The organism is Paenibacillus glucanolyticus (assembly GCF_037333485.1).
Classification (GTDB): domain Bacteria; phylum Bacillota; class Bacilli; order Paenibacillales; family Paenibacillaceae; genus Paenibacillus_AQ; species Paenibacillus_AQ glucanolyticus.
This window is the reverse complement of record NZ_CP147845.1, coordinates 1,047,501-1,067,404: the sequence shown is the minus strand read 5'-3', so window position 1 is coordinate 1,067,404 and position 19,904 is coordinate 1,047,501. Positions and strand designations below refer to the sequence as shown.

22 protein-coding genes and 4 tRNA genes (1 of these 26 only partly in view) are annotated in these 19,904 nt (G+C 48.8%); 4 read left to right on the top strand and 22 right to left on the bottom strand.

The window, feature by feature from the left end; all coding sequences use genetic code 11:
• Nucleotides 1-232 precede the first annotated feature (232 nt).
• Both ylbJ and WDY75_RS05060 read left to right on the top strand, forming a co-directional pair.
• On the top strand, nt 233-1,465 hold the full coding sequence (gene ylbJ, locus WDY75_RS05065) for a sporulation integral membrane protein YlbJ (protein WP_063477755.1): 1,233 nt from the start codon (nt 233-235) through the stop codon (nt 1,463-1,465).
• Nucleotides 1,466-1,530: 65 nt separating this feature from the next.
• On the top strand, nt 1,531-2,334 hold the full coding sequence (locus tag WDY75_RS05060; protein ID WP_036644790.1) for an NAD kinase: 804 nt from the start codon (nt 1,531-1,533) through the stop codon (nt 2,332-2,334).
• Between the two features lie 48 nt (nt 2,335-2,382).
• Here WDY75_RS05060 and WDY75_RS05055 read toward each other — a convergent pair whose 3' ends face one another.
• Nucleotides 2,383-2,940 (bottom strand): YutD family protein, encoded by a 558-nt coding sequence (locus WDY75_RS05055; RefSeq protein ID WP_006212642.1) that lies wholly within the window; start codon nt 2,938-2,940, stop codon nt 2,383-2,385.
• 27 nt (nt 2,941-2,967) lie between these two features.
• Nucleotides 2,968-3,861, bottom strand: a complete 894-nt coding sequence (gene lipA / locus WDY75_RS05050) for a lipoyl synthase (protein WP_006212643.1) — start codon at nt 3,859-3,861, stop codon at nt 2,968-2,970.
• A 222-nt stretch (nt 3,862-4,083) separates the two neighbouring features.
• Between lipA and WDY75_RS05045 the strand changes: the two genes are divergently transcribed.
• Nucleotides 4,084-5,166, top strand: coding sequence for a M23 family metallopeptidase (locus tag WDY75_RS05045; RefSeq protein WP_006212644.1), 1,083 nt, complete (start codon nt 4,084-4,086; stop codon nt 5,164-5,166).
• 117 nt (nt 5,167-5,283) lie between these two features.
• Here the strand turns inward: WDY75_RS05045 and yunB are convergent, their stop codons facing one another.
• The 6 genes from yunB to WDY75_RS05015 all read right to left on the bottom strand — a co-directional run bounded on the left by yunB (nt 5,284) and on the right by WDY75_RS05015 (nt 9,338).
• Nucleotides 5,284-6,249: a sporulation protein YunB gene (gene yunB / locus WDY75_RS05040; RefSeq protein ID WP_063477756.1), complete on the bottom strand. Its 966-nt coding sequence runs from the start codon at nt 6,247-6,249 to the stop codon at nt 5,284-5,286.
• Between the two features lie 110 nt (nt 6,250-6,359).
• Nucleotides 6,360-6,704 carry an ArsR/SmtB family transcription factor gene (locus tag WDY75_RS05035; RefSeq protein ID WP_063477757.1) on the bottom strand — a complete coding sequence of 115 codons (345 nt, stop codon included), beginning with the start codon at nt 6,702-6,704 and terminating at the stop codon, nt 6,360-6,362.
• Between the two features lie 3 nt (nt 6,705-6,707).
• The gene (locus WDY75_RS05030) at nt 6,708-7,130 is read right to left on the bottom strand and encodes an SRPBCC family protein (RefSeq protein WP_006212647.1); all 423 of its coding nucleotides are present in this window, start codon (nt 7,128-7,130) and stop codon (nt 6,708-6,710) included.
• A gap of 84 nt (nt 7,131-7,214) precedes the next feature.
• Complete coding sequence (locus WDY75_RS05025; protein WP_006212648.1) at nt 7,215-7,661, bottom strand: DUF1801 domain-containing protein; 447 nt, start codon at nt 7,659-7,661, stop codon at nt 7,215-7,217.
• A 124-nt stretch (nt 7,662-7,785) separates the two neighbouring features.
• Nucleotides 7,786-8,589, bottom strand: a complete 804-nt coding sequence (locus WDY75_RS05020) for a TrmH family RNA methyltransferase (RefSeq protein WP_063477758.1) — start codon at nt 8,587-8,589, stop codon at nt 7,786-7,788.
• A gap of 86 nt (nt 8,590-8,675) precedes the next feature.
• On the bottom strand, nt 8,676-9,338 hold the full coding sequence (locus tag WDY75_RS05015) for a potassium channel family protein (RefSeq protein WP_006212650.1): 663 nt from the start codon (nt 9,336-9,338) through the stop codon (nt 8,676-8,678).
• A gap of 142 nt (nt 9,339-9,480) precedes the next feature.
• On the opposite strand from WDY75_RS05015, the gene sspI reads away from it, so the two are divergent.
• Complete coding sequence (gene sspI, locus WDY75_RS05010; protein WP_006212651.1) at nt 9,481-9,717, top strand: small acid-soluble spore protein SspI; 237 nt, start codon at nt 9,481-9,483, stop codon at nt 9,715-9,717.
• 83 nt (nt 9,718-9,800) lie between these two features.
• Here the strand turns inward: sspI and WDY75_RS05005 are convergent, their stop codons facing one another.
• The 14 genes from WDY75_RS05005 to WDY75_RS04940 form a co-directional block, all read right to left on the bottom strand.
• Entirely contained in the window at nt 9,801-11,381 is a 1,581-nt protein-coding gene (locus WDY75_RS05005; protein ID WP_063477759.1) for a peptide chain release factor 3, read from the bottom strand.
• A 119-nt stretch (nt 11,382-11,500) separates the two neighbouring features.
• Nucleotides 11,501-13,048: a glucose-6-phosphate dehydrogenase gene (gene zwf, locus WDY75_RS05000; RefSeq protein ID WP_006212653.1), complete on the bottom strand. Its 1,548-nt coding sequence runs from the start codon at nt 13,046-13,048 to the stop codon at nt 11,501-11,503.
• Nucleotides 13,049-13,185: 137 nt separating this feature from the next.
• Nucleotides 13,186-14,004 carry a YwmB family TATA-box binding protein gene (locus WDY75_RS04995; protein ID WP_063477760.1) on the bottom strand — a complete coding sequence of 273 codons (819 nt, stop codon included), beginning with the start codon at nt 14,002-14,004 and terminating at the stop codon, nt 13,186-13,188.
• Between the two features lie 165 nt (nt 14,005-14,169).
• Nucleotides 14,170-14,820, bottom strand: a complete 651-nt coding sequence (locus WDY75_RS04990; protein WP_036644768.1) for a response regulator — start codon at nt 14,818-14,820, stop codon at nt 14,170-14,172.
• Nucleotides 14,798-15,871 (bottom strand): sensor histidine kinase, encoded by a 1,074-nt coding sequence (locus WDY75_RS04985; RefSeq protein ID WP_006212656.1) that lies wholly within the window; start codon nt 15,869-15,871, stop codon nt 14,798-14,800. The genes WDY75_RS04990 and WDY75_RS04985 overlap by 23 nt, the downstream gene beginning before the upstream one ends.
• Before the next feature lie 48 nt (nt 15,872-15,919).
• Nucleotides 15,920-16,564, bottom strand: a complete 645-nt coding sequence (gene liaF / locus WDY75_RS04980) for a cell wall-active antibiotics response protein LiaF (protein WP_036644772.1) — start codon at nt 16,562-16,564, stop codon at nt 15,920-15,922.
• Nucleotides 16,565-16,736: 172 nt separating this feature from the next.
• A complete protein-coding gene (locus tag WDY75_RS04975; protein ID WP_006212658.1) occupies nt 16,737-17,423 on the bottom strand; it encodes a PspA/IM30 family protein in 687 nt (228 codons plus the stop codon).
• Between the two features lies 1 nt (nt 17,424).
• Nucleotides 17,425-17,925, bottom strand: coding sequence for a PspC domain-containing protein (locus tag WDY75_RS04970; RefSeq protein ID WP_036644774.1), 501 nt, complete (start codon nt 17,923-17,925; stop codon nt 17,425-17,427).
• Between the two features lie 2 nt (nt 17,926-17,927).
• Nucleotides 17,928-18,605 (bottom strand): PspA/IM30 family protein, encoded by a 678-nt coding sequence (locus WDY75_RS04965; protein ID WP_006212660.1) that lies wholly within the window; start codon nt 18,603-18,605, stop codon nt 17,928-17,930.
• Between the two features lie 73 nt (nt 18,606-18,678).
• Nucleotides 18,679-18,978: a hypothetical protein gene (locus WDY75_RS04960; protein WP_006212661.1), complete on the bottom strand. Its 300-nt coding sequence runs from the start codon at nt 18,976-18,978 to the stop codon at nt 18,679-18,681.
• Between the two features lie 624 nt (nt 18,979-19,602).
• Nucleotides 19,603-19,682 (bottom strand) — tRNA-Leu (locus tag WDY75_RS04955).
• 7 nt (nt 19,683-19,689) lie between these two features.
• A tRNA-Arg gene (locus WDY75_RS04950) sits at nt 19,690-19,766 on the bottom strand.
• A 12-nt stretch (nt 19,767-19,778) separates the two neighbouring features.
• Nucleotides 19,779-19,852 (bottom strand) — tRNA-Cys (locus WDY75_RS04945).
• Nucleotides 19,853-19,863: 11 nt separating this feature from the next.
• Nucleotides 19,864-19,904: transfer RNA gene (locus WDY75_RS04940), tRNA-Gly, on the bottom strand (it continues 34 nt past the right edge of the window).

Sequence of the window (19,904 nt, the reverse complement as noted above, 5' to 3'; positions counted from 1 at the left end):
CGCATACTAGGATACCTGCGACTATGCTCATGATCATCACTCCATCCAAACATAATACGAAAGATGTGCTTTGATGTTTTTTATTATAGCACAATATCCTTGAAAATAAAGCACATTTGTAACCGCTTTCTCATGTTTTTTTATACTGTTTGTCCTATATCCTGCATAGATTTTAAATTAATGGACCTATATTTCAGTAGTTCACATCGATGCCAGGGGGCGTATTCATTATATGACCATGAAAAAAATGGGCTGGTTCATGCTTGTAACGGCACTCCTCAGCGTAATTATCCTGATGGCTGTATTTCCCGATGCCGCTCTTCAATCCGCTCTTCGGGGCCTGGCGATATGGTGGGACGTTCTCTTTCCGTCCCTGTTCCCGTTCTTTGTCATTTCAGAGGTGCTGCTTGGGTTTGGTGTGGTGCACCTGATTGGCACCCTTCTGGACCCTATGATGAGGCCCCTGTTTCGTATTCCGGGAGCAGGGGGATTCGTTGCCGCAATGGGATATGTATCAGGTTACCCGATCGGTGCCAAATTAACCGCCAAACTGTGGGAACAAAAAATGGTAAGTCGAGAGGAAGGCGAACGGCTCGTGGCCTTTACCACTTCCTCTGATCCTATATTTTTAATCGGAGCAGTCTCCATCGGCTTTTTTCACGATCCTAAAATCGGTATCATTCTTGCAATAGCCCATTATGGCGGTGGATTCCTTGTCGGACTGCTAATGAGGTTTCATGGCAAACATGACGCTAAAAGCTCATCTGAATCGCCGCTTCACCTGTCTCAGGTTAAGACAAGCCGGGTTAAAGCCGCGATTCGTGCGATGCATGCTGCGAGGAAGCAGGATGGCCGGGACTTGGGGACCTTGCTTAGACAAGCGATACAATCATCGCTCCAGCTTAATATCGTGGTTGGCGGGCTCGTGGTATTCTTCTCCGTCTTTCTCGAGCTTTGGACCCGTGCCGGCGTTATCCCGGCGCTTACCGAGGCTATCGGTTTGATGCTGTCCCTGGTTGGCATGCCCGAGTCCCTCTCCACTGCCATCGTAGGAGGGATTTTTGAAGTAACACTTGGAGCGCGTTACGCCGGTGAAGCGGGTGCCGCCATTCCGTTGGCGTACAAAGCGGCTGCAGCGGCCTTCATCTTGTCATGGGGCGGCTTGTCCGTTCATGCACAGATCATCAGCATCCTGAACTCTACAAACCTCAGGTATCTCCCGTTTGTCATCGCAAGACTCGTTCATGGCCTGATTGCCGCGACAGCAGTCATGCTGTTGTGGAAGAGCGTGATGGGATCTTCCATTCCGACCATGGCCCTGCCGGCTGTTTCGAATTCCGTTCTAAACGGGTATACCCATATTATGGCGGCTTTTTGCATGCTGCTTGGTTTCCTCATAACATTTACGTTGTTGATCCAGGTCATAAAAGGACTGCAGCAGAAATTCCGCAAATTCCCAAGGTGAACATTGTGTTCTTCTTCAAGATTGATTATCATCTTTATATAACCTTTACAAAGGAGCTTATCAACTTGAGATATTATGTTCTGGACCGCGGTGACCCATTGTCTGTAGAGCTGACCCAGCAGTTTCACAAGCTGGCGGAACAGCGGGGGTTTGTGCTGGATGCAGAATCTCCGGAGATTGTGGTCTCCATCGGTGGAGACGGTACGATGCTGCACGCCTTTCATACTTTTATTGACCGGATTCCTGACCTCGCTTTTGTTGGTGTCCACACGGGACACTTGGGATTCTATGCAGACTGGAAGGCGGATGAACTGACGGAGCTAATTGATCATATGAGCGGAGAAGGCGAACACAGCGGCATGAAGCCGCGTCTCGTCAAGTATCCCCTGGTTCAGCTGGAAATCCATAAGAAATCAGGGACGTCCTCTTACATTGCCTTAAACGAATTTACGCTTAAGGGCGTTGACGGCACTGTCGTCGCTCAGATTGACATCAACGACGTAACCTTTGAGATGTTCAGGGGAGATGGCATTTGCGTGTCCACGCCGTCCGGCAGCACGGCCTATAACAAGAGTGTCGGCGGCGCCATGGTACACCCCTCCATCGATGCCCTTCAGATCGCGGAGATCGCCTCAATTAACAATCGGATATTCCGTACGCTGGGCTCACCGCTCCTCCTGCCCAAGCATCATCATTGTGATATATTCTCGCGTAAAGAGCAGCGTCTGCTGCTGACCATCGATCATGTCAACATCTCGATTGATGATCTCGTTTCCGTGCGCTGTCAAGTGGCGGAGCAGCAGGTCAGCTTTGCCCGTTATCGGCCGTTCCCGTTCTGGAATCGTGTGAGGGATGCATTTCTTGGCTGATTGAACTAAAAAAGATCGGTCATCTGTTAAACAGATGACCGATCTTTTTTATTGGTGCTGCTCTGCAGGAGGGTTAAGCTCCTTCGGCTTGGCTTCCTTCTCTTTGGATTCCTTAAGATCGCGCTGCTCGCGTCTCGCTTCCTTCGCTTCACGTCGCTCGCGCTGGTTCTTGTTATCCTTGCTAACCTTATTGGCATCCTGCGGTGTTTCTTTCATTTCCTTGGTTTCTTTGTTATCCATGTTTCCCTTAGGATCCCCATCTACCCGAATTTCTTTGGGAGATGCGGGACCCTCTGCAGGCTCTTTGGAATCCCGTTCTTTCGCTTCCTTCTGCTCCTTGGATTTCTGCAGCACAAAGTGGGCGCAGCCGAAGTTGCAGTATTCGTTAATGTAATCGGACATGCTGGAGAAGGTGGAATCCTTGGCAGCCTTGGGATGGTTGTCCCGGTAGAAACCCTTAAGTCGAAGCTGATTGTAACCCCAGTCTCCCACGATATAGTCATAGCGTTCCAGCACCTCGCTGTACCGCTCACGGAAAGCTTCCGGATTCCAGCCGTTTCGATGGTCCTTTAACACTTCATAACTTTTGTTTCCGATAACGATCATTGAAAGCTTCCCCTGCCTTTCCAAAGGTTAAGACTGTACAGTCTCTTCCTTGTTGCGTTCCGCAGATTTCACTTGCTCATGGGCGTGATAAGAGCTGCGCACAAGCGGACCGGACTCCACGTGACTGAATCCACGTTTCATTCCTTCTTCCTTCAAGATAGCAAACTCTTCAGGCGTATAGTACTTATCCACATTCAGATGTTTCGGTGAAGGCTGCAAGTATTGTCCAATCGTCATAATATCGCAGCCAACGGACCGCAGATCGTCCATAGCCTCCAGGATCTCATGCCATTGCTCCCCAACACCCAGCATGATGCTGGACTTGGTTGGAATATCAGGCTGCATCGCTTTGGCATTCTTCAGCAATTGCAGAGAACGTTCATACTTGGCTTTTGCACGAACCCGATCCGACATTCTTTCTACTGTTTCAATGTTATGGTTCAGAATGTCCGGCTTCACATCCATGACGATCTTCAGTGCTTCCTCACTTCCCATGAAGTCGGGAATCAGCACTTCCACGGAGCACAACGGCAAACGTCTGCGAATGGCTTTCACGGTTTCTGCAAATATGTATGCTCCGCCATCCTTCAGATCATCGCGGGCCACGCTTGTTACTACGCAGTGGCGCAGGTTCATCTGTTCTGCTGCTTCCGCTACGCGTTCCGGCTCCTGCAGATCCAGCTCTGTTGGGAGCCCTGTATTCACGGCACAGAATCGGCATGCACGGGTGCAGATATCGCCCAAAATCATGAAGGTTGCCGTGCGGTTTGCCCAACATTCGTAAATATTTGGACAGCGAGCCTCTTCACACACCGTATGCAGCGTCTTGGATCGCATCATGCTTTTGATTTCTTTATAATTATCGCCAGTAGTCAGCTTGATTCGAATCCAGTCAGGTTTTGGCTGTTTGGTTTTAGACAAAGAAAAAACCTTCTTTCGAATTGTAATGATATAACGCAAGACATAACCCATCGTTTACTGTCCCATATTATATCATGAAAACCATCATATTACTTGTTTCGCATCGATATGAGATTAATCTACTTGCGGCATGGATAAAAATCCTTATTTCGATTCACCCTACAGTGTAGGCATGACTGTCCGTCCTTAATTATGACAATCTAGAAGGAGGAGAAGGACACCTTGAGGATATTACAACCATTGAGCCGCAGCGGCATCTATTATCGCTGGACCACTGCAGCAGTGGCTGCAGTGACCGCTGCCTGCTGCATGTGCGGACCTGTGTTTGCATCCGCTTCTATCGCGATAAACAAAGCCGATGAATCCGTAGAAAGCATCGATGCCGCAGCCATTTTTGCTGATCGGAAATCGTTGTACGACCAGGTTGCTACCGTGACCCAGATTCCATGGTATCGCCTTGCGGCCATCGACCAGTATGAAAGAACACTTACCCGGGTCCATCCCAAGGATCGCAAGCATCCAGAGCGGACAATCGGCATCTTCATCCCTCCCACAAGATGGACCGGTCCCTTAAATCCCAATCAGGAAGATGTTGATCCGATGTCGATCAGCGTGTTTTCAGGGATCGGTCTGGATGGTGACGGAGATGGCAAGGCAGACCCCAATAATAATATCGATCTTCTCTATACGGTTGCGACAAGACTATCTCCGTATGGGCATGCCGCTGATGATTTCAGCATCGGATTGTGGTCGTACTATCAGAACACTCGGGCCGTGCAGCGCGTGATGCAGTATGCCAAGCTGTATGAGACCTTTGGGAAGCTGGATTTGTTCGATCATGCCTTTCCTCTGCCTGTCCAAAGCGACTATTCCTACCGAAGCACATTCGGAATGGGACGCAACTGGGGCGGCAGAAGAGTCCATGAAGGAACCGACTTGTTCGCCCATTATGGAGTCCCCGTTCGCAGTACCTGTTACGGTGTTGTTGAAATCAAGGGCTGGAATAAATACGGCGGCTGGCGTATCGGCATCCGTGACCTGAACAACCATTACCACTATTACGCCCATCTGCAAGGCTTCGACAAAGGCATTTCGCTTGGGGATGTTGTGACGCCGGGGCAAACCCTGGGCTGGGTCGGCAGCTCAGGGTACGGAAAGCCCGGAACCCAAGGCAAATTTCCTCCTCATCTCCATTACGGCATTTACCGGGATACCGGACTCACCGAGTGGGCATTCGATCCTTACCCGCTGCTGAAGCATTGGGAAGCAGAAGAAAGACGAACCAAGAAAAAGACGCGCTCCTGAGCTTAGCTCAGGGCGCGTTTTTTTCGTTCAATGACATCAACTGCTCAACTGATTCAATCACACGGTCCGAGTACAAACCCAGGTAGGTATTCCGAATAATAGGCTAACCCCTAATGCTTAATCCCCGATCCCTGTCCCCTCTTGTTGTCCTGAGCTTACGCCACCGGACGAAGGAGGAGGAATAATGGGCACATCGCTTCCCTCAACCGGATTTCCGGGAATTGTTGCCGGTGGGGTTTCCTGCTGCGAGTTATGGTTGTTCTCATTCGTCACTGGTGGCGGAATCGCTATGCTTGGCGCGCTAGCTTTATTCTCACCAACAGCCTTTCCCTGACCATCATAATAATACATCGGCACATCGCCGACCACGAGCAGATAGGAGATGGGAATATCGGCCTCCACAATCTGTGGCTCCATGTCAAAAGGAACAACTACCGCCACTTCGGTTACAATATGAACAAATACCTCCACCAGTATCATATTAATACCGGCTCCCTGCTGCCTAGTATCCAACTGAACCTTTACCGCTCCCTGCGGTTCGATCTTTAATGGGATTTGCGGACCGAATGAAGCGATGATTGGACTCTTCATCACCTGGCCCAGTGGAATCTGTTCCTTGCGCTTATGGATGTCGTCCAGTGTCTTCTGAACAACCTCGGTTGTATGGGACGTAATCTTCAGATGCTCGGCGTAATTCAGCATGAATCCCGTCACTTTGCCGTTGCTATCCGTTTTCCAGTTAACCAGGTTATCAAAATCCTTGCCTTGGGTCACCTGTGATGTGATCGCTTTGTTAATCGCTTCGGTGGCAATCTGCTTCACCCTGATTTGCGCAAGATGCATGATTGGCGGACGCAGATTCTGTTCAATATACATAAAAAACTCAACGATCCCAAACACAAGGAGCAGAGCACCGATCAGCCACCATTTTTTCATGCTGCGCCGTTTGGCAGCCTGAGGACGGCCCCGGCTCTGAGGTACGGGCCTAAAGCCTCTGCGTGGTGGTTTATAAGCCCTCCTTGGTCTGGGCCATGACAGGGACGGAAAGGATATACGTCTGCTTCCCCATCTCTTTCGTCTCATGCTTGGTCCCCCCTATTTACGCCCCGAGGAGCATGTTTACCATGGCAAGCTCTCCTGTATAGAGGGTATGCGGACAAACGGCAAAAAAGAAGAGCAAGGATAGGTTATCCTTACTCTTCCTTAGGGGATCGAACTTCCTCTTCTTCTACGTAATGCTTCAGCATCGACAGTTTATTTTCCCAGAAACGATCGAAGTAAGCGAGCCAATCCTTTAATTCCTTCAGCGGCTCGGCATCCAGGCGATAGCGGGTCTCGCGTCCAACCTTGCGTTCCTGCACGAGCCCCGCTTCCCCCAGAATTCGTAGATGTTTGGACACGGCGGTACGCGTCATTGGAAAATGCCCCGAGATTTCCTTAACCGGCATTTCCTTATCACTTAACAAACCAAGCAGTTTGCGGCGCGTGGGATCTGCAATGGCTTGATAAACATCATGCTTTGCAGCAGCTTGAGACATGGATTAAACCACGTATCTGGCAAGCTTCTGAACAATTCCTGCCCATCCGCCGTCCATGCGGCCACGTACAATATCGTGAGCTTCTCCGAACTCGGTGACTTGATCCGCTGTCCAGCCGCCGTGGATGAGCGTGAATTCCGTATGATCTCCTTGCTGTACCAGTTCAAATGTAACGCTCCAATCCTTCCCCCAGTTGAAAGACAGACGGTTGGGCTCATCAATGATTGTAACCTTGCAGGGTGAATTCCCGAATGGACCTGCATTCAACTCAAACTCAAAGCCCTCCACCGGTTCAAAGTTGTTTGGCATAAACCAAGCCGCAATGCCTTCCGAGGTGGATACAGCCTTCCACACCTTTTCGATCGGCGCTTGAAGTACAAGGGTATGGCGAATATCCGGCAGCTTGCCGTTTGATGGGTTGTCCATGGCAAAATGATACCTCACTTATGTTTGAATTATGAAACCATTTGGTTTCCCTTTTAACATAATATGATACCAATAGGTTTCGCGTCAAATACCAATATTATCTTCCTGATGTTGATCCGGGTAGGTTTCGTTCAAAAAGACAATGGATTCTCGAATGAGCTGCTTCAGCACCTCAACGTCAATATCCGCGATTTTGTTAATGTACACACACCCTTTGCCTGCTGTATGCTTGCCGAAATTCTTCAGCAGCTCCTCCCGTTTATCATCACCAGGGGCAAAATACAGGCTGATTTTAGCTTTTCGGGGAGAAAACCCAACCAGCGGCGCATCTCCCTCGTGACCGGATGCATAACGATAATGGTATGAGCCATAACCGATGATGCTGGGTCCCCACATCTTGGCTGGAAAGCCGCTTGTTTCCTCGAAAATATCAAGTAAGCGATAAGCATCCTCACGCTTTTTAGGGGAATCCACCTGCTCGATAAACTCCACCACGCTGTTATCTGTCTCTTTCGTTTTTTGCTCATACATTGGAATAACTCCTTTCTACCTCTCCCGTTAGGTTTTCCATTTTCTCAAAAATAACTTAAAAAGGCCGGAAAATGATCAGCAACGATACCTAATCACTTTCCCGCCCAGAAGAAGACCCTATCTGCTATTGACCTGTGTCTGCGTAATGTCTTTGCCGCAGTGCCTCGTACATGAGCACAGACGCCGCCATGGCTGCATTCAGTGATTCCGCTTGACCCGGCATCGGGATACGGATCGCGTCATCCACGATAGCCGCAACCTCAGGCGAGACACCACGGCCTTCGCTTCCAATTACAATCCAGCTTGTCCCTCTGAAATCATACTCGAAGCAGGAACGCTTCCCTTCCAGCATGGTTGTCACTAATCGGGCTCCTCGCTCTCGAGCCTCCGGCAAAATGCTCAGCAGCTCGCCCTCCAGCACCGGCAGATGAAACAGGGAGCCCATGGTAGAGCGCAGCGTCTTGGGGTTATACAAATCTGCGCAGCCGCGTCCTAGTATAACGCCAGCAGCACCTACGGCGTCCGCCCCCCGTATAATAGTTCCCACGTTGCCTGGGTCCTGAAGACCGTCCAGAACAATGACCAATCCGTTCTCGCGCATGATCAAGTCCTGCCATTGACGCGCTTCCTTCCGAACAACGGCAAAAACCGGCTGCGGGGACGGAGTATCACTGACTTTTGATATCACCGCATGGGATACGCCAATCCATTCGGCACCTTGACCCCTATCTGGAATTTGACGGAGTTCAAATGGGATACCCTTATCCATATCATAAGCTATGCACTCGATATCCGCACCGGATGACAAGGCCTCCTGCACAAGATGGATACCTTCAACCACGTACTTGTTTTGCTTATCTCGATGTTTCTTCTCCTGCAGCTGTGCCCAGCCCTTTACCCTGGCATTCTGCGGCGATAGTATCTCCATTCTTAATCCATCCGTTCTTTGCTTATATACATTGCTGAGTTCCACTCAACCTGATACTACATTCACAAAAATTCACATTACCGACGTCATTTCGGATAAGCAAGCTCCAGCTTTGTCAAATCGTTCTTATGCCCAACGATAACAAGAATATCGCCGTCCTCTATCCGGTCATCGGGACTCGGCGAGATGTTCATATCCGCGTCACTTCGGATCGCCATGACATTGCAGCCAAAACGTGCCCGAATATCAAGCTCCCTCAGATTATGACCGATCAGATCTCCGGTAGCGAGCATCTCCATAATACTGTAGTCGTCCGATAAATCAATATAGTCCAAAATGTTCGGTGACACCAAATGATGGGCAACCCGAAGCCCCATGTCCCGTTCCGGGAATATCACCTTGTCCGCACCGATTTTGTTAAGGACTTTACCATGCAGCTCGTTTTTCGCTTTGACGATAATGGCCGGTACACCAAGATCCTTCAGAATCAGCGTAGTCAAAATGCTGGATTGAATATCCTCGCCAATTGCCACAACCACCACGTCAAAATTCCGAATGCCCAGCGCCCGAAGCGCGTCTTCATCCGTCGAATCTGCCGATACGGCATGAGTGACCAAATTCGCGATTTCCTGTATGCGCTGTTCGCTCGCATCGACGGCTAATACGTCAAATCCCATGCTGCTTAATTCCTTGGCAACACTTGTGCCAAAACGCCCCATACCGATTACTGCGTACTGCTTCTTAGCCATATATATACCCCTCCACGAGCCTAGGTCCATTTCCTAATATGAATGATATCAGTATATCATACTGTCCCGAATACTTGAATGTAACGGCCGCTTAACGGGTACATTACACAATGACCCTTTCATAACAAGGAGGAACATTTCCATGTCCATATTGTTAGATCTAAGGCAGGCCGTCATTCATAAAGTCCACAACCAGGACGAAGAAGAGCTGCGCTCCATGATCGAGGGTTCCGTTGACGGGCCTGAAGCCGCGCTACCGGGACTCGGTGTGATGTTTGAAATGATGTGGAAAGACATGGATGCTTCGCAGCAGAACAGCCTTGTCACTTCCCTTCACGACCATTTGAAAACCGTTACCCCCGGCAACCTGCAAGGATAAACCCAAAGGTCAACAAAAAAAACAATCCCCTAAGCCGTCATAGCTGGGGGATTGTTTTCATGTACCGCATTACGATCTACAACTTACGGAGCCGTTTCTAGAAACTTCGCGGTTGGATTTTTATCGATTGCCGTTCTCATTGCGTACTCATTCTCGAACAGGACAACATAATTATCCTTCTTGTCTTTCACGAGCGTTGAATTTATCCGGAACTTGGACGGATCAATGGTCTTATCCACAATCCAGCGTGCGAACTGATACGGCATCCGCTGAAGCTGGACATCGACACCATATTCACCCTTCATCCGGTATTCGAATACCTCGAACTGCAGCTGACCTACAACCCCGAGGATTGTTTCGTCGAAGCTAACGGTACGGAATACCTGAATGGTTCCCTCCTCCGTCAGCTGGTCAATCCCCTTTTGATACTGCTTATGCTTGAGCGCGTTCTTCACCGTTACTTTCGCAAAAATCTCTGGGGAGAACGTTGGCAGCTCATCGAATACCACTTCTCGTCCTTGGCTGAGGGAATCCCCGATACGGAAAATACCCGGGTCAAACAGACCGATGATATCGCCAGGATAAGCCTCCTGCACAATATCTCGATCCTGCGCCAGGAACTGCTGCGGCTGCGACAGCTTGATTTCCTTGCCTACGCGAACGTGTTTCACACTCATGCCGCGCTCGAACTTACCCGACACAATTCGCAGAAAAGCGATACGATCCCGGTGAGCCGGATTCATATTGGCTTGGATCTTGAATACGTACCCGGAGAACTTCTCGTCAGTCGGTTCCACCACACCCTCCGTGCTGCGGCGCGGCTCCGGCTTCGGCGCAAGCTGAAGAAAGTTCTCCAGGAAAGTCTGAACACCGAAATTGTTAATCGCGCTTCCAAAAAATACGGGCGTCAGCTGACCTTGCATAACTTTCTCCAGATCAAATTGGTCGCCAGCGACATCCAAAAGCTCCAGGTCCTGGCACAATTGATCATGCAGGTAATCACCGGCCATCTCACGAATCAGCGGGTCCTCATAGCCTTCGACCTTCTGTACTTTAATCTTGGAATGGTCGTCTCCCTGGAACAATTCAACCTGATTCTTAACCCTGTCGTATACACCGCACAGATCGCGTCCAGAACCGATCGGCCAGTTCATGGGTACAGAACGGATTCCGAGCACCTGCTCCAGCTCTTCCATGAGATCGAACGGACTGCGTCCTTCTCGGTCGAGCTTGTTAATAAACGTAAAGATGGGAATGCCCCGCTTGGCACAGACCTGAAACAGCTTAATGGTCTGAGCCTCGACCCCTTTCGCAACGTCAATCAACATGACTGCGCTGTCTGCGGCCGTCAACGTACGATAGGTGTCTTCACTAAAGTCTTGGTGACCTGGCGTATCCAATATGTTAATTCGATGCCCTAAATAATCAAATTGCATAACAGACGAGGTAACCGAGATCCCGCGCTGCTTCTCGATCTCCATCCAGTCACTCGTTGCATGCTTGCTCGCTTTACGAGCCTTAACCGATCCAGCCAGACGAATGGCGCCCCCGAACAAGAGCAGCTTCTCGGTCAGTGTTGTTTTACCGGCGTCAGGGTGGGAAATAATCGCAAACGTACGTCGCTTATCCACTTCCTGCTGCAGTTCATCTATTAGCTTTGCCATTTCACTTATCCCTTCGTAACTAAAGTCATGTATATCATTGTACCACAATTAATACGCAAATCATCCCCATACGCGGTGCGCATGAGGATGATTTTTATCACGTAAATTTTAGAAATTGGTTAGTTTTTCAACCACACAACGTTATCCTCGAGTTGACCATTAACGGGCCACCAGTGGAATCCGTCTTCTTCCAGAAGCTCATCCGCCCTCTTGGGTCCCCAAGAACCTGCAGGATATGATTCCAGCTCCCCTTGGTTCTCTCTCCAGGCGTTTGCGATTCGATCCACGAAGGACCAGGCTGAAGCCACTTCATCCCAGCGCGTAAAGTAGGTGGAATCACCGCGGGCTGCATCATGCAGCAGACGCTCATAAGCTTCAGGCGAATTGATTCCCACGATGCAGCTTTGACAGAAGTCCATCGCTACAGGAGCGATCTCCGACTCCGAACCTGGCTTCTTGGCGTTAATCTTCACGTAAATGCCTTCCATCGGGTTGACGCGGATAACAAGTAAGTTAGGTTCCAGAGAATGCTTCTGTCCCAAATATACATTTGTTGGCATCCGTTTGAACTCGACAACAACCTCGGTTGTTTTGACTGGCAGGCGTTTGCCTGTACGGATATAGAACGGTACGCCCGCCCAACGGAAGTTATCCACGAATACTCTGGCCGCAAAATAGGTTTCTGTATTGGATTCCGAATTAACCTTGTCCTCTTCACGGTAAGCCGGCAGATCTTTGCCGCCTGCGGAGCCGTGGGTATATTGGCCACGGACAACGTTGTTCTTCACCTCTTCATGTGAGGCATATGGACGCAGGGAACGAAGTACCTTCACCTTCTCGTCGCGGATATCCTCTGCGAGCAGACGGCTAGGCGGCTCCATTGCAATCATGGTCAGCAACTGCAGCATATGGTTTTGTCCCATATCCCTCAGTGCGCCGGCATGGTCGTAATATCCTCCCCGCTCCTCTACGCCAACCGTTTCGCCAAGCGTAATTTGGATGTTCGCAATATGCTTGTTGTTCCAGAGCGGCTCAAAGAAAGCATTCGCAAAACGCATAACTTCGATGTTCTGTACCATTTCCTTGCCCAGATAGTGGTCGATTCGATAAATCTCCTCTTCCTTGAACACCTTGCGGATCTCTTCGTTCAGCTTGGCAGCCGACTCCAGATCGTAGCCAAAAGGCTTCTCGATCACCAGACGGTTCCAGCCTTCTCCGTCCAGCATACCGCCCTTCATCAGGTTAAACGATACGCTACCGAACAATTCCGGTGCAAGCGCCAGATAGAACAAGCGATTACCCGGTATATTAAATTTCGTCTCCAACTGCTCTGTTTGTTCACGAAGCTCACGGAAACCGTCAATATTGTTAATATCTAAAGATTTATATTCAAAATGCTGTGCAAATGCATGCCATTCACTATCCTGTTCCGAACTGTATCGGCAGAATTCCTGAATCGAACGATAAACGTCCTCGCGGAACTCTTCCTGGGTGCGCGGACGCCGCGCCACGCCGATTACCGCAAAATCCTCATCCAGTTTCCCTTCACGATAAAGACTGTAGATCGCCGGAAACAACTTACGTCTTGCCAAATCACCGGTCGCTCCAAAGATGAAAAATACCGCTCCCGGTGTCTTCAATGTATCTAGATTTTGATTTTCAGCCATGGCTCCTCATTCTTTCTATGAATTATAGTGTATTTTTATGCATCGGAACTTAACACGATGTGATGACATTTTAGCATATTCATATAAAGTATGCTATCTCATTCCACATTTTTTCATCGGAGTTTCAGAAATCATTTTCAGTACTCTATTGTAATGACGGGAAATCCGATCGTTATTCTATTACTTTTCTTCACCGAATCTTCATGCACCGCCATCTGCATATGAATGGGTGTGCTGCCACTCATCACGAAAGCATCCAAGGATGGAGCCTCATATGAACGACTCAAAGTTGTGACATCCGCATAATCTTCAACCGAGCGAATCGGCACTTCCGCGGATATGGACTCCTCTACCTGATTCATCGTCTCCTCGACACCCCTTGTTTTCAATGCATACCCCTGAATGGCCGCATTCCATGTGTTGGCAATGCCTGCCTGATTCATCTCATCCTGGATGTTCTGCTGCATCGTCATCATCTCCGTGGTCTGCTCTGCTGCCTCTCCAATAAGCATCACTCTGATGTAACTGCTACCCTCCTCGCTGAGCGCCCAATCCAGCTGCGCAGATACGCCGGAAACCTTCGCTTCAGCATGGAATACTTCGTTTCCATGAAGTCGAGCCGTAGTGACCTCTGACAGCCCAATAGCTCCCGCTAACTGATCCGCAAGCATCTTAGCTTGATCCGCAGATACGGTATTTATGATTTCTCCTTGAATTTTTACTGTTAAGAGAGCCGAAGGGTCCATGTGTTCCTCCCCCAGATCGACAAGAAGCTCCAGATCGCTTTTTGCTGCCACACCTGCTGCTTCCCATCCTGCCGAGGTTGAGACTGCTTCCGCTTGCGGAACCGTTACGCCCATATTGTCCTTCGTTGTTCCTGCAAAACCCGCCATGACACCTGCCGCTCCACACAGCAACAACATCATCACAATAATCTGTAATCGCATCTTCCGCATCGTCAGCCACGCCTCCCCGTACGAATCTATCAATCTACTAAAAGGATAGCCTCGTCACAGCGGATTTATACACCCAACATGAAAAATGCGCCTCTCGCCATTAAATTCATCAGCCTGTTGATAACTTATAAATTCAATATCTATAAAAAAAAGAGCCGGCCGTTCTTACTCAGCCAACCCGTTCTTATATGCATATATGGCCGCCTGGGTACGATCTTCTACACCCAGCTTGCCCAAAATATTAGTCACATGAAACTTCACGGTTTTGATGCCTATAATCAAATCATCAGCAATATCCTGATTCGACTTGCCCTGGGCCACCAATCGCAGCACTTCCATCTCACGATCCGTGAGGTCGTTATGGGCCGGTGCTTCATTTTGCGGATGCCGGAAGCGATTCATCATCTTGGAGGCAACCTGCGACTCGAGTACCGACTGCCCCCGTGCGGCTGCACGTATCGCATCGGCTACTTCTGAAGCGCGGGAAGTCTTTAACAAGTAACTGAAGGCGCCTGCTTCGATAACCGGATACATCTTCTCATCGTCCAGATAGCTGGTCAGTACAATAACCTTAAGATTCGGGAACTGATTCATCAATTGACGCGTCGTCTCGATCCCGTCCATTCCGTCCATCACCAAGTCCATGAGCACCACATCTGGATGATATTCCTGGGCTAAGCGTATCCCTTCCTCGCCGCTGCCGGCTTCACCAACCACCTCGATGCCATCCTCTGTACCCAGAACGGCCGCCAAACCGATCCGAACCATCTCATGATCATCCACCAGCAGCACCTTAATCGGTGTTTCCATCTCCATCCCCCCGTTTACGTTCGTCATTTATGAGCGGCACAACAATCTCAATTCGCGTCCCTTTACCTGGTGCTGTTATGAATTGTACCGAGCCCCCGATCTCCGTTACCCGTTCCTGCATCGTGGACAGACCGTAGGAAGTTTGTTTCTTGTCATCCAACTCGAATCCGATCCCGTCGTCCCGCAGCATCACCCGAACGGTATTCTGCTTACGATGAATGCGGATATCCATCTTCTCCGCCTTGGAGTGCCGAAGTGTATTCGACATCGCCTCCTGAACGATACGGAACAGATGATTCTCGATCCCTTTTAGCAAATGTATGTCATCGTCCATCTCAAACGTAATTTCCATGGGTACTTTGATCCGCAGTTCCTTGATCAGATCCTTCAGTCCTTGCTCAAGAGCTTTTCCTTCGAGATAGACCGGCCGCAAATGAAGAAGCAGTGCTCTCATCTCCGACTGTGCAACGGCCGACATTTCCTCAATCAGCGCGACCTGACGCTGTGCTTTGTCAAAATCCTTATCCAGCGTCCTTCCTACGGCTGTTGCGGTCATCGAGATCGCAAACAGCTGCTGAGAAACCGCATCATGAAGCTCGCGTGCCAGGCGCTGCCGCTCTTCTACAATCGCCGTGACTCTGGCTTGCTCTGCAAGCTGCGCATTGTTCGTAGACAGTCGCTGCAGGGAAGATACTTGATCCTCCCAGCGTTTGCTGATCTTAACCAGCTGCTCGCCTAGCCTGCCCACTTCATCTTCACCGATATCGGGCATTACGTCCGTTAGGCTGCCTTTTTCCCAGTTTACCAATGTTTCCCTTACAAGATCGACCCGGCGCTTTACCCGATATCCTTGAAAGAATCCATAAATGGCTCCAAGTCCAATCGGCAGCAGTACCAGAGTAATGCCGGCTTCGATCCGGTTCTTCCACGAATCAAACGGCTTAAGATAACCATATGTATATAATAAATAAAGAACAACGAGCATGACAACCAATCCAAGAAGGGTCCCCTCGCGCATATGTCGGGTAATCATATTTGCTTTCTTTTCTGTTTCCACGGGGCAACCCTCCTGAATGGTTTAAACAAGACAATGCTTCTGCATTTATTAGGTCATTCTTATATTCAAATCTCCGCCTAAATAAGAAACAATGAATTTCACCTTATACTCACTGGCCTCATAATTAGGCGATTTATATCGAACTCGATTGAGGATGCCGGTTTCCTTCCGATCGTCCATATGAATGGAGCCAAACAGTATCGATGCTTCGATCTCCACCCCATAATAGTCAGGAATCATCAGATCAATATCGCCCAGCATTCCGTGGAACATCAGGACGGTTTGGCGTTCCTCAGGAAGCGCAAGCGATAGGTCCACATCCGCCTCTCCAAGCACATGCCACACACTCAGACTTCGCATCACCCACGGTGCACGGTCCCAATCAAAGTTGGACATAAAGTTCTGCTTCTGAATGTATCCTGTTGTTGTATGAGCCCGTTTGGACTTACCATAAAAAATACCTAGCGAAATCAAGCTGATGCCGATAATCAGCATGAGATGCTCCAGCAGCAGCATCACGGCACCTACTCCGAGCAGAATGTATCCCTTCTTCACGTGACTTTCCCTGATCTGAAGGACACCTGCAAACATGAGCAGCAGGGCGACAATGGTGAAGAAACCAAACCATCGGCCGAAAAGCATAATGAATCCCAAGCTCATTAAACCAACTGCAATCCAGCGGTTTCTGTCCATGTCGCACCTCCTTGATGACCAAGATATAAGCTCGGAAAAGCCATATCAGTGTGACACTCCACACTGTATGGCTTTACCTGTACTATTCGAACAACTATCATACCGTATAGCATATCATATGAACATGGATTTCGAATATGGTTTGTACTTATTTTGCTAACTTGTTAAGCAATTACTCTGACTTTGAGGAATTACCCATTTTGTTTTTCAAAGCTTGCAGCTGCTCATCCACCTTCAACTGCTTCTCAGCATCCACCGGGCTGGTGTATACAGCATTGTTAGGACGGTATGGTGCACGGAGCACATCAGCTTCTGCTTCCAACTGCATAATTTTTTCCTCCATACGGTGGAAGCCCATCGAAGCACTGCCGCTTTCAATCGTGTGCAGGCTGCTCACTTGAGACATCTGTTTCTTCGCTTTAGCCATTTGAGCGCGGGCTACGAGCTCATTGCGCTTGTTACGCATTTTGTAGAACTCGTCTTTCATTTCATGCAGCTGAGCGACAAGCTCTTTCGCTTGAGCCTCGGATTGCAGGTGCAGCTCCACATACTCGGTTTCTTTTTGATCGAAATAAATTTTTTCTTCAAGCAGCTTGCGAGCCACTTCTTCTTGACCGTTTTTCAGAGCCAATTCAGCTTGTGCTTCGCGTTGTGCAGCCATTTTTACTGCCTCATCCACACGCTGCTTCATGCGGCGCTCGTTAGCCATTTGCTTCGCAACCGTTACCTCTGCTTCATGAATTTCTGCCTCCATATCGCGCAGGTACTGATTCAACATTACGATCGGATCCTCTACTTTATCCAGCAGTTCATTCACCGATGCCTTTGTCATATCTTTAAGTCTTTTAAATACTCCCATGTTATTTATCTCCCTTCTCATAGTCCGAAAGTTTTTTCTTAAGTTCTTCAATTTCTTTCTGCATTGCCTTCTTCTCGATATCCTTCATCATTGCATCCAGATCGGAATCCGGGGACGCGTTGTTTCTTGCGCCATGTCCTCCATCCGGACGCCCAGAGCGGTCATATTTCGGACCAAAGATCCCATGTTCATTAGGATAGCCTTGGCGTCCATAACCGTCGTTGTAACCATTGTAGCCTGGACCTGGTCCTGGATTATCGTTGTAACGATATCCGCCGCCCTGTCTTCCCCGTGGTGGTCCGTACGGATCGTGATAATACGGTTCTTTGGGAACTACGAGGGATGCAATCAGATATATTAAGAGCGTTGTACCGCCTGTAAAAAAGATACTGATTACAAATATGATTCTGAGTAGGGTCGATTCGACTCCGAAATAATCGGATATACCGCCGATCAACCCTGTGAACATTTTGTCGCGGGTGGAACGGTACAATCTAGTCATGTTTACTCCTTTCCGCTGTTATTCAGCTTTTGCTTCAAGCGGGCAAGTTCCTTTTCCAATACAGTGGAGACCGATTCACCAGCCTGATTCATGTATTCTTGCCCCATGCGCCGTAAATCGCGAAGGCTTCTGGCTTCCAATTCCCAATCACTGATGCGATCTTCTAGGCGATTGAACATCTTGGGTACATCTTGACCGCCGCCGTAGGATCCCGTACGTTCATTCATTTTTTGTTGAAGACGAAGGGTCTCGACCCGGGCAACGTAATATTGACGTTTGCTGTACACCGTCTGATATTCCATGCGCAGCTCGCCGAGCTGTTCATCGATTTCTTTCAGCGACTCCAGGCTTGAGGATAACAGGCCTTGGTACTGCTCAATTTTTTCCTCATAGATCAACTTTTCCTGCAATGCAAGTTTGGCAAGATGATCTTCACCGGCCTTCAGTGCGAGCAATGCCTGCTCTTCACGTTTATAGCGCATGGTTTCTGCTTGATCCACCTGCTGTTTCAGCTGTCTGGAATGTACTTGGCATTGCTGCTGCAGTTTCTCTGCTTCTGCAATGTCCTGTCTGGTTGAATGAAGGAACTGGTCGATCAAACGAACCGGATCCTGGCTCTGTTCAAGCTTTTCATTCAATGTTGCAACGGTTATGTCTCTTATCCGTCGGAAAACACTCATATTGGCTTAGTCCTCCTCTTCTATCGCGATCATTATCTGGCTGTTTATGCCTGCCATTCATTATTGTGTTATATCAGTAACGTGGTCTGCCATTCTTCAATCTGGACACCCCGTAGATGATTAAGATGATTCCAAAGATCGGACCGATCAACCAGGAGAGTTTACCCATCAACCAGATTACACCGATACCGAGAATAATCCATCCGATTAAGGTATTTCCTCTACGGATCCCGTAATATCCCAAAGCGACCATCAGCACTGGAATTAGAAGACTGAACAACCATCCGAGCAGAGGACCGAATATTCCCAGGAGAACCAATATCCCTAAACCAATCAACAGGATACTTATTCCATTTCCTTTTGAATTCCTCATTTATGCACCGCCTTTCTGTTATTTGATTGTTGTTTCTTTTGTTCAACCTTATGACTCTATTCTAGGTAATTTCAAGATGAACTAAAACGGCCTGCGGACGGTTTTTGAACCTAGACCTAAGTCGGGGCCACCTACAGACCTGCGTCCAACCCTTACACTAGATCTGCTCTCAGCTCATTCCATGGGATGTATCATTACCATCGAGAGCATAGCTCTACTGCTGTCTGATTACCTTAGAGCAGTGCTAAAAGTGTCGGTTTAGAAAGGATCTATACCGCGGGTCGCGTAATATGTCCTGATTTACAAAGGCCTTGTAAGAAAATCAAGATATTCATTAATGTATGAATGATTGAAAGCACTGGAATTAAACGAGTCCCGGATTAGTGAGGGAATTAATACCACGTAAAATGAAGTACGATAGTGTATTAAAAAGGGGGCGTTAAAGGTATGCAGTTAAAGGTATGCAGTTAGGTGCAATTCAGGAGCTGCCTACATACTGAGGAGCATTTACATCAGTCCCTATCATAAAAAGCAACGGAGGCTTAGCGTGGAGTAACTAACCTAACAAAAGATCAATACGAAAAAAGGAATGCAGACTATAAACGTCTGCATTCCTTTTGATGATGCCGGTGAAGGGACTCGAACCCCCACGGTTTCCCTCACGATTTTGAGTCGCGCGCGTCTGCCAATTCCGCCACACCGGCTTACTGATGGCGTGCCCTAAGAGATTCGAACTCCTGACCTTTTGATTCGTAGTCAAACGCTCTATCCAGCTGAGCTAAGGGCACATAAGTTTGTAATGGAGGCGCCACCCAGATTCGAACTGGGGATAAAGCTTTTGCAGAGCTGTGCCTTACCACTTGGCTATGGCGCCAGAAACAAAAATGGAGCGGACGACGGGAATCGAACCCGCGACCCTCGCCTTG

Excerpts from the sequence above, each read along its gene's own strand:
- ylbJ (WP_063477755.1), top strand. The coding sequence starts at position 233 with ATGACCATGAAAAAAATGGGCTGGTTCATGCTTGTAACGGCACTCCTC.
- WDY75_RS05055 (WP_006212642.1), bottom strand. The coding sequence starts at position 2,940 with ATGATCGTTATCGGAAACAAAAGTTATGAAGTGTTAAAGGACCATCGA.
- yunB (WP_063477756.1), bottom strand. The coding sequence starts at position 6,249 with ATGAGACGAAAGAGATGGGGAAGCAGACGTATATCCTTTCCGTCCCTG.
- WDY75_RS05035 (WP_063477757.1), bottom strand. The coding sequence starts at position 6,704 with ATGTCTCAAGCTGCTGCAAAGCATGATGTTTATCAAGCCATTGCAGAT.
- WDY75_RS05030 (WP_006212647.1), bottom strand. The coding sequence starts at position 7,130 with ATGGACAACCCATCAAACGGCAAGCTGCCGGATATTCGCCATACCCTT.
- WDY75_RS05025 (WP_006212648.1), bottom strand. The coding sequence starts at position 7,661 with ATGTATGAGCAAAAAACGAAAGAGACAGATAACAGCGTGGTGGAGTTT.
- WDY75_RS05020 (WP_063477758.1), bottom strand. The coding sequence starts at position 8,589 with ATGGAGATACTATCGCCGCAGAATGCCAGGGTAAAGGGCTGGGCACAG.
- WDY75_RS05015 (WP_006212650.1), bottom strand. The coding sequence starts at position 9,338 with ATGGCTAAGAAGCAGTACGCAGTAATCGGTATGGGGCGTTTTGGCACA.
- sspI (WP_006212651.1), top strand. The coding sequence starts at position 9,481 with ATGTCCATATTGTTAGATCTAAGGCAGGCCGTCATTCATAAAGTCCAC.
- WDY75_RS05005 (WP_063477759.1), bottom strand. The coding sequence starts at position 11,381 with ATGGCAAAGCTAATAGATGAACTGCAGCAGGAAGTGGATAAGCGACGT.
- zwf (WP_006212653.1), bottom strand. The coding sequence starts at position 13,048 with ATGGCTGAAAATCAAAATCTAGATACATTGAAGACACCGGGAGCGGTA.
- WDY75_RS04995 (WP_063477760.1), bottom strand. The coding sequence starts at position 14,004 with ATGCGGAAGATGCGATTACAGATTATTGTGATGATGTTGTTGCTGTGT.
- WDY75_RS04990 (WP_036644768.1), bottom strand. The coding sequence starts at position 14,820 with ATGGAGATGGAAACACCGATTAAGGTGCTGCTGGTGGATGATCATGAG.
- liaF (WP_036644772.1), bottom strand. The coding sequence starts at position 16,564 with ATGGACAGAAACCGCTGGATTGCAGTTGGTTTAATGAGCTTGGGATTC.
- WDY75_RS04975 (WP_006212658.1), bottom strand. The coding sequence starts at position 17,423 with ATGGGAGTATTTAAAAGACTTAAAGATATGACAAAGGCATCGGTGAAT.
- WDY75_RS04970 (WP_036644774.1), bottom strand. The coding sequence starts at position 17,925 with ATGACTAGATTGTACCGTTCCACCCGCGACAAAATGTTCACAGGGTTG.
- WDY75_RS04965 (WP_006212660.1), bottom strand. The coding sequence starts at position 18,605 with ATGAGTGTTTTCCGACGGATAAGAGACATAACCGTTGCAACATTGAAT.
- WDY75_RS04960 (WP_006212661.1), bottom strand. The coding sequence starts at position 18,978 with ATGAGGAATTCAAAAGGAAATGGAATAAGTATCCTGTTGATTGGTTTA.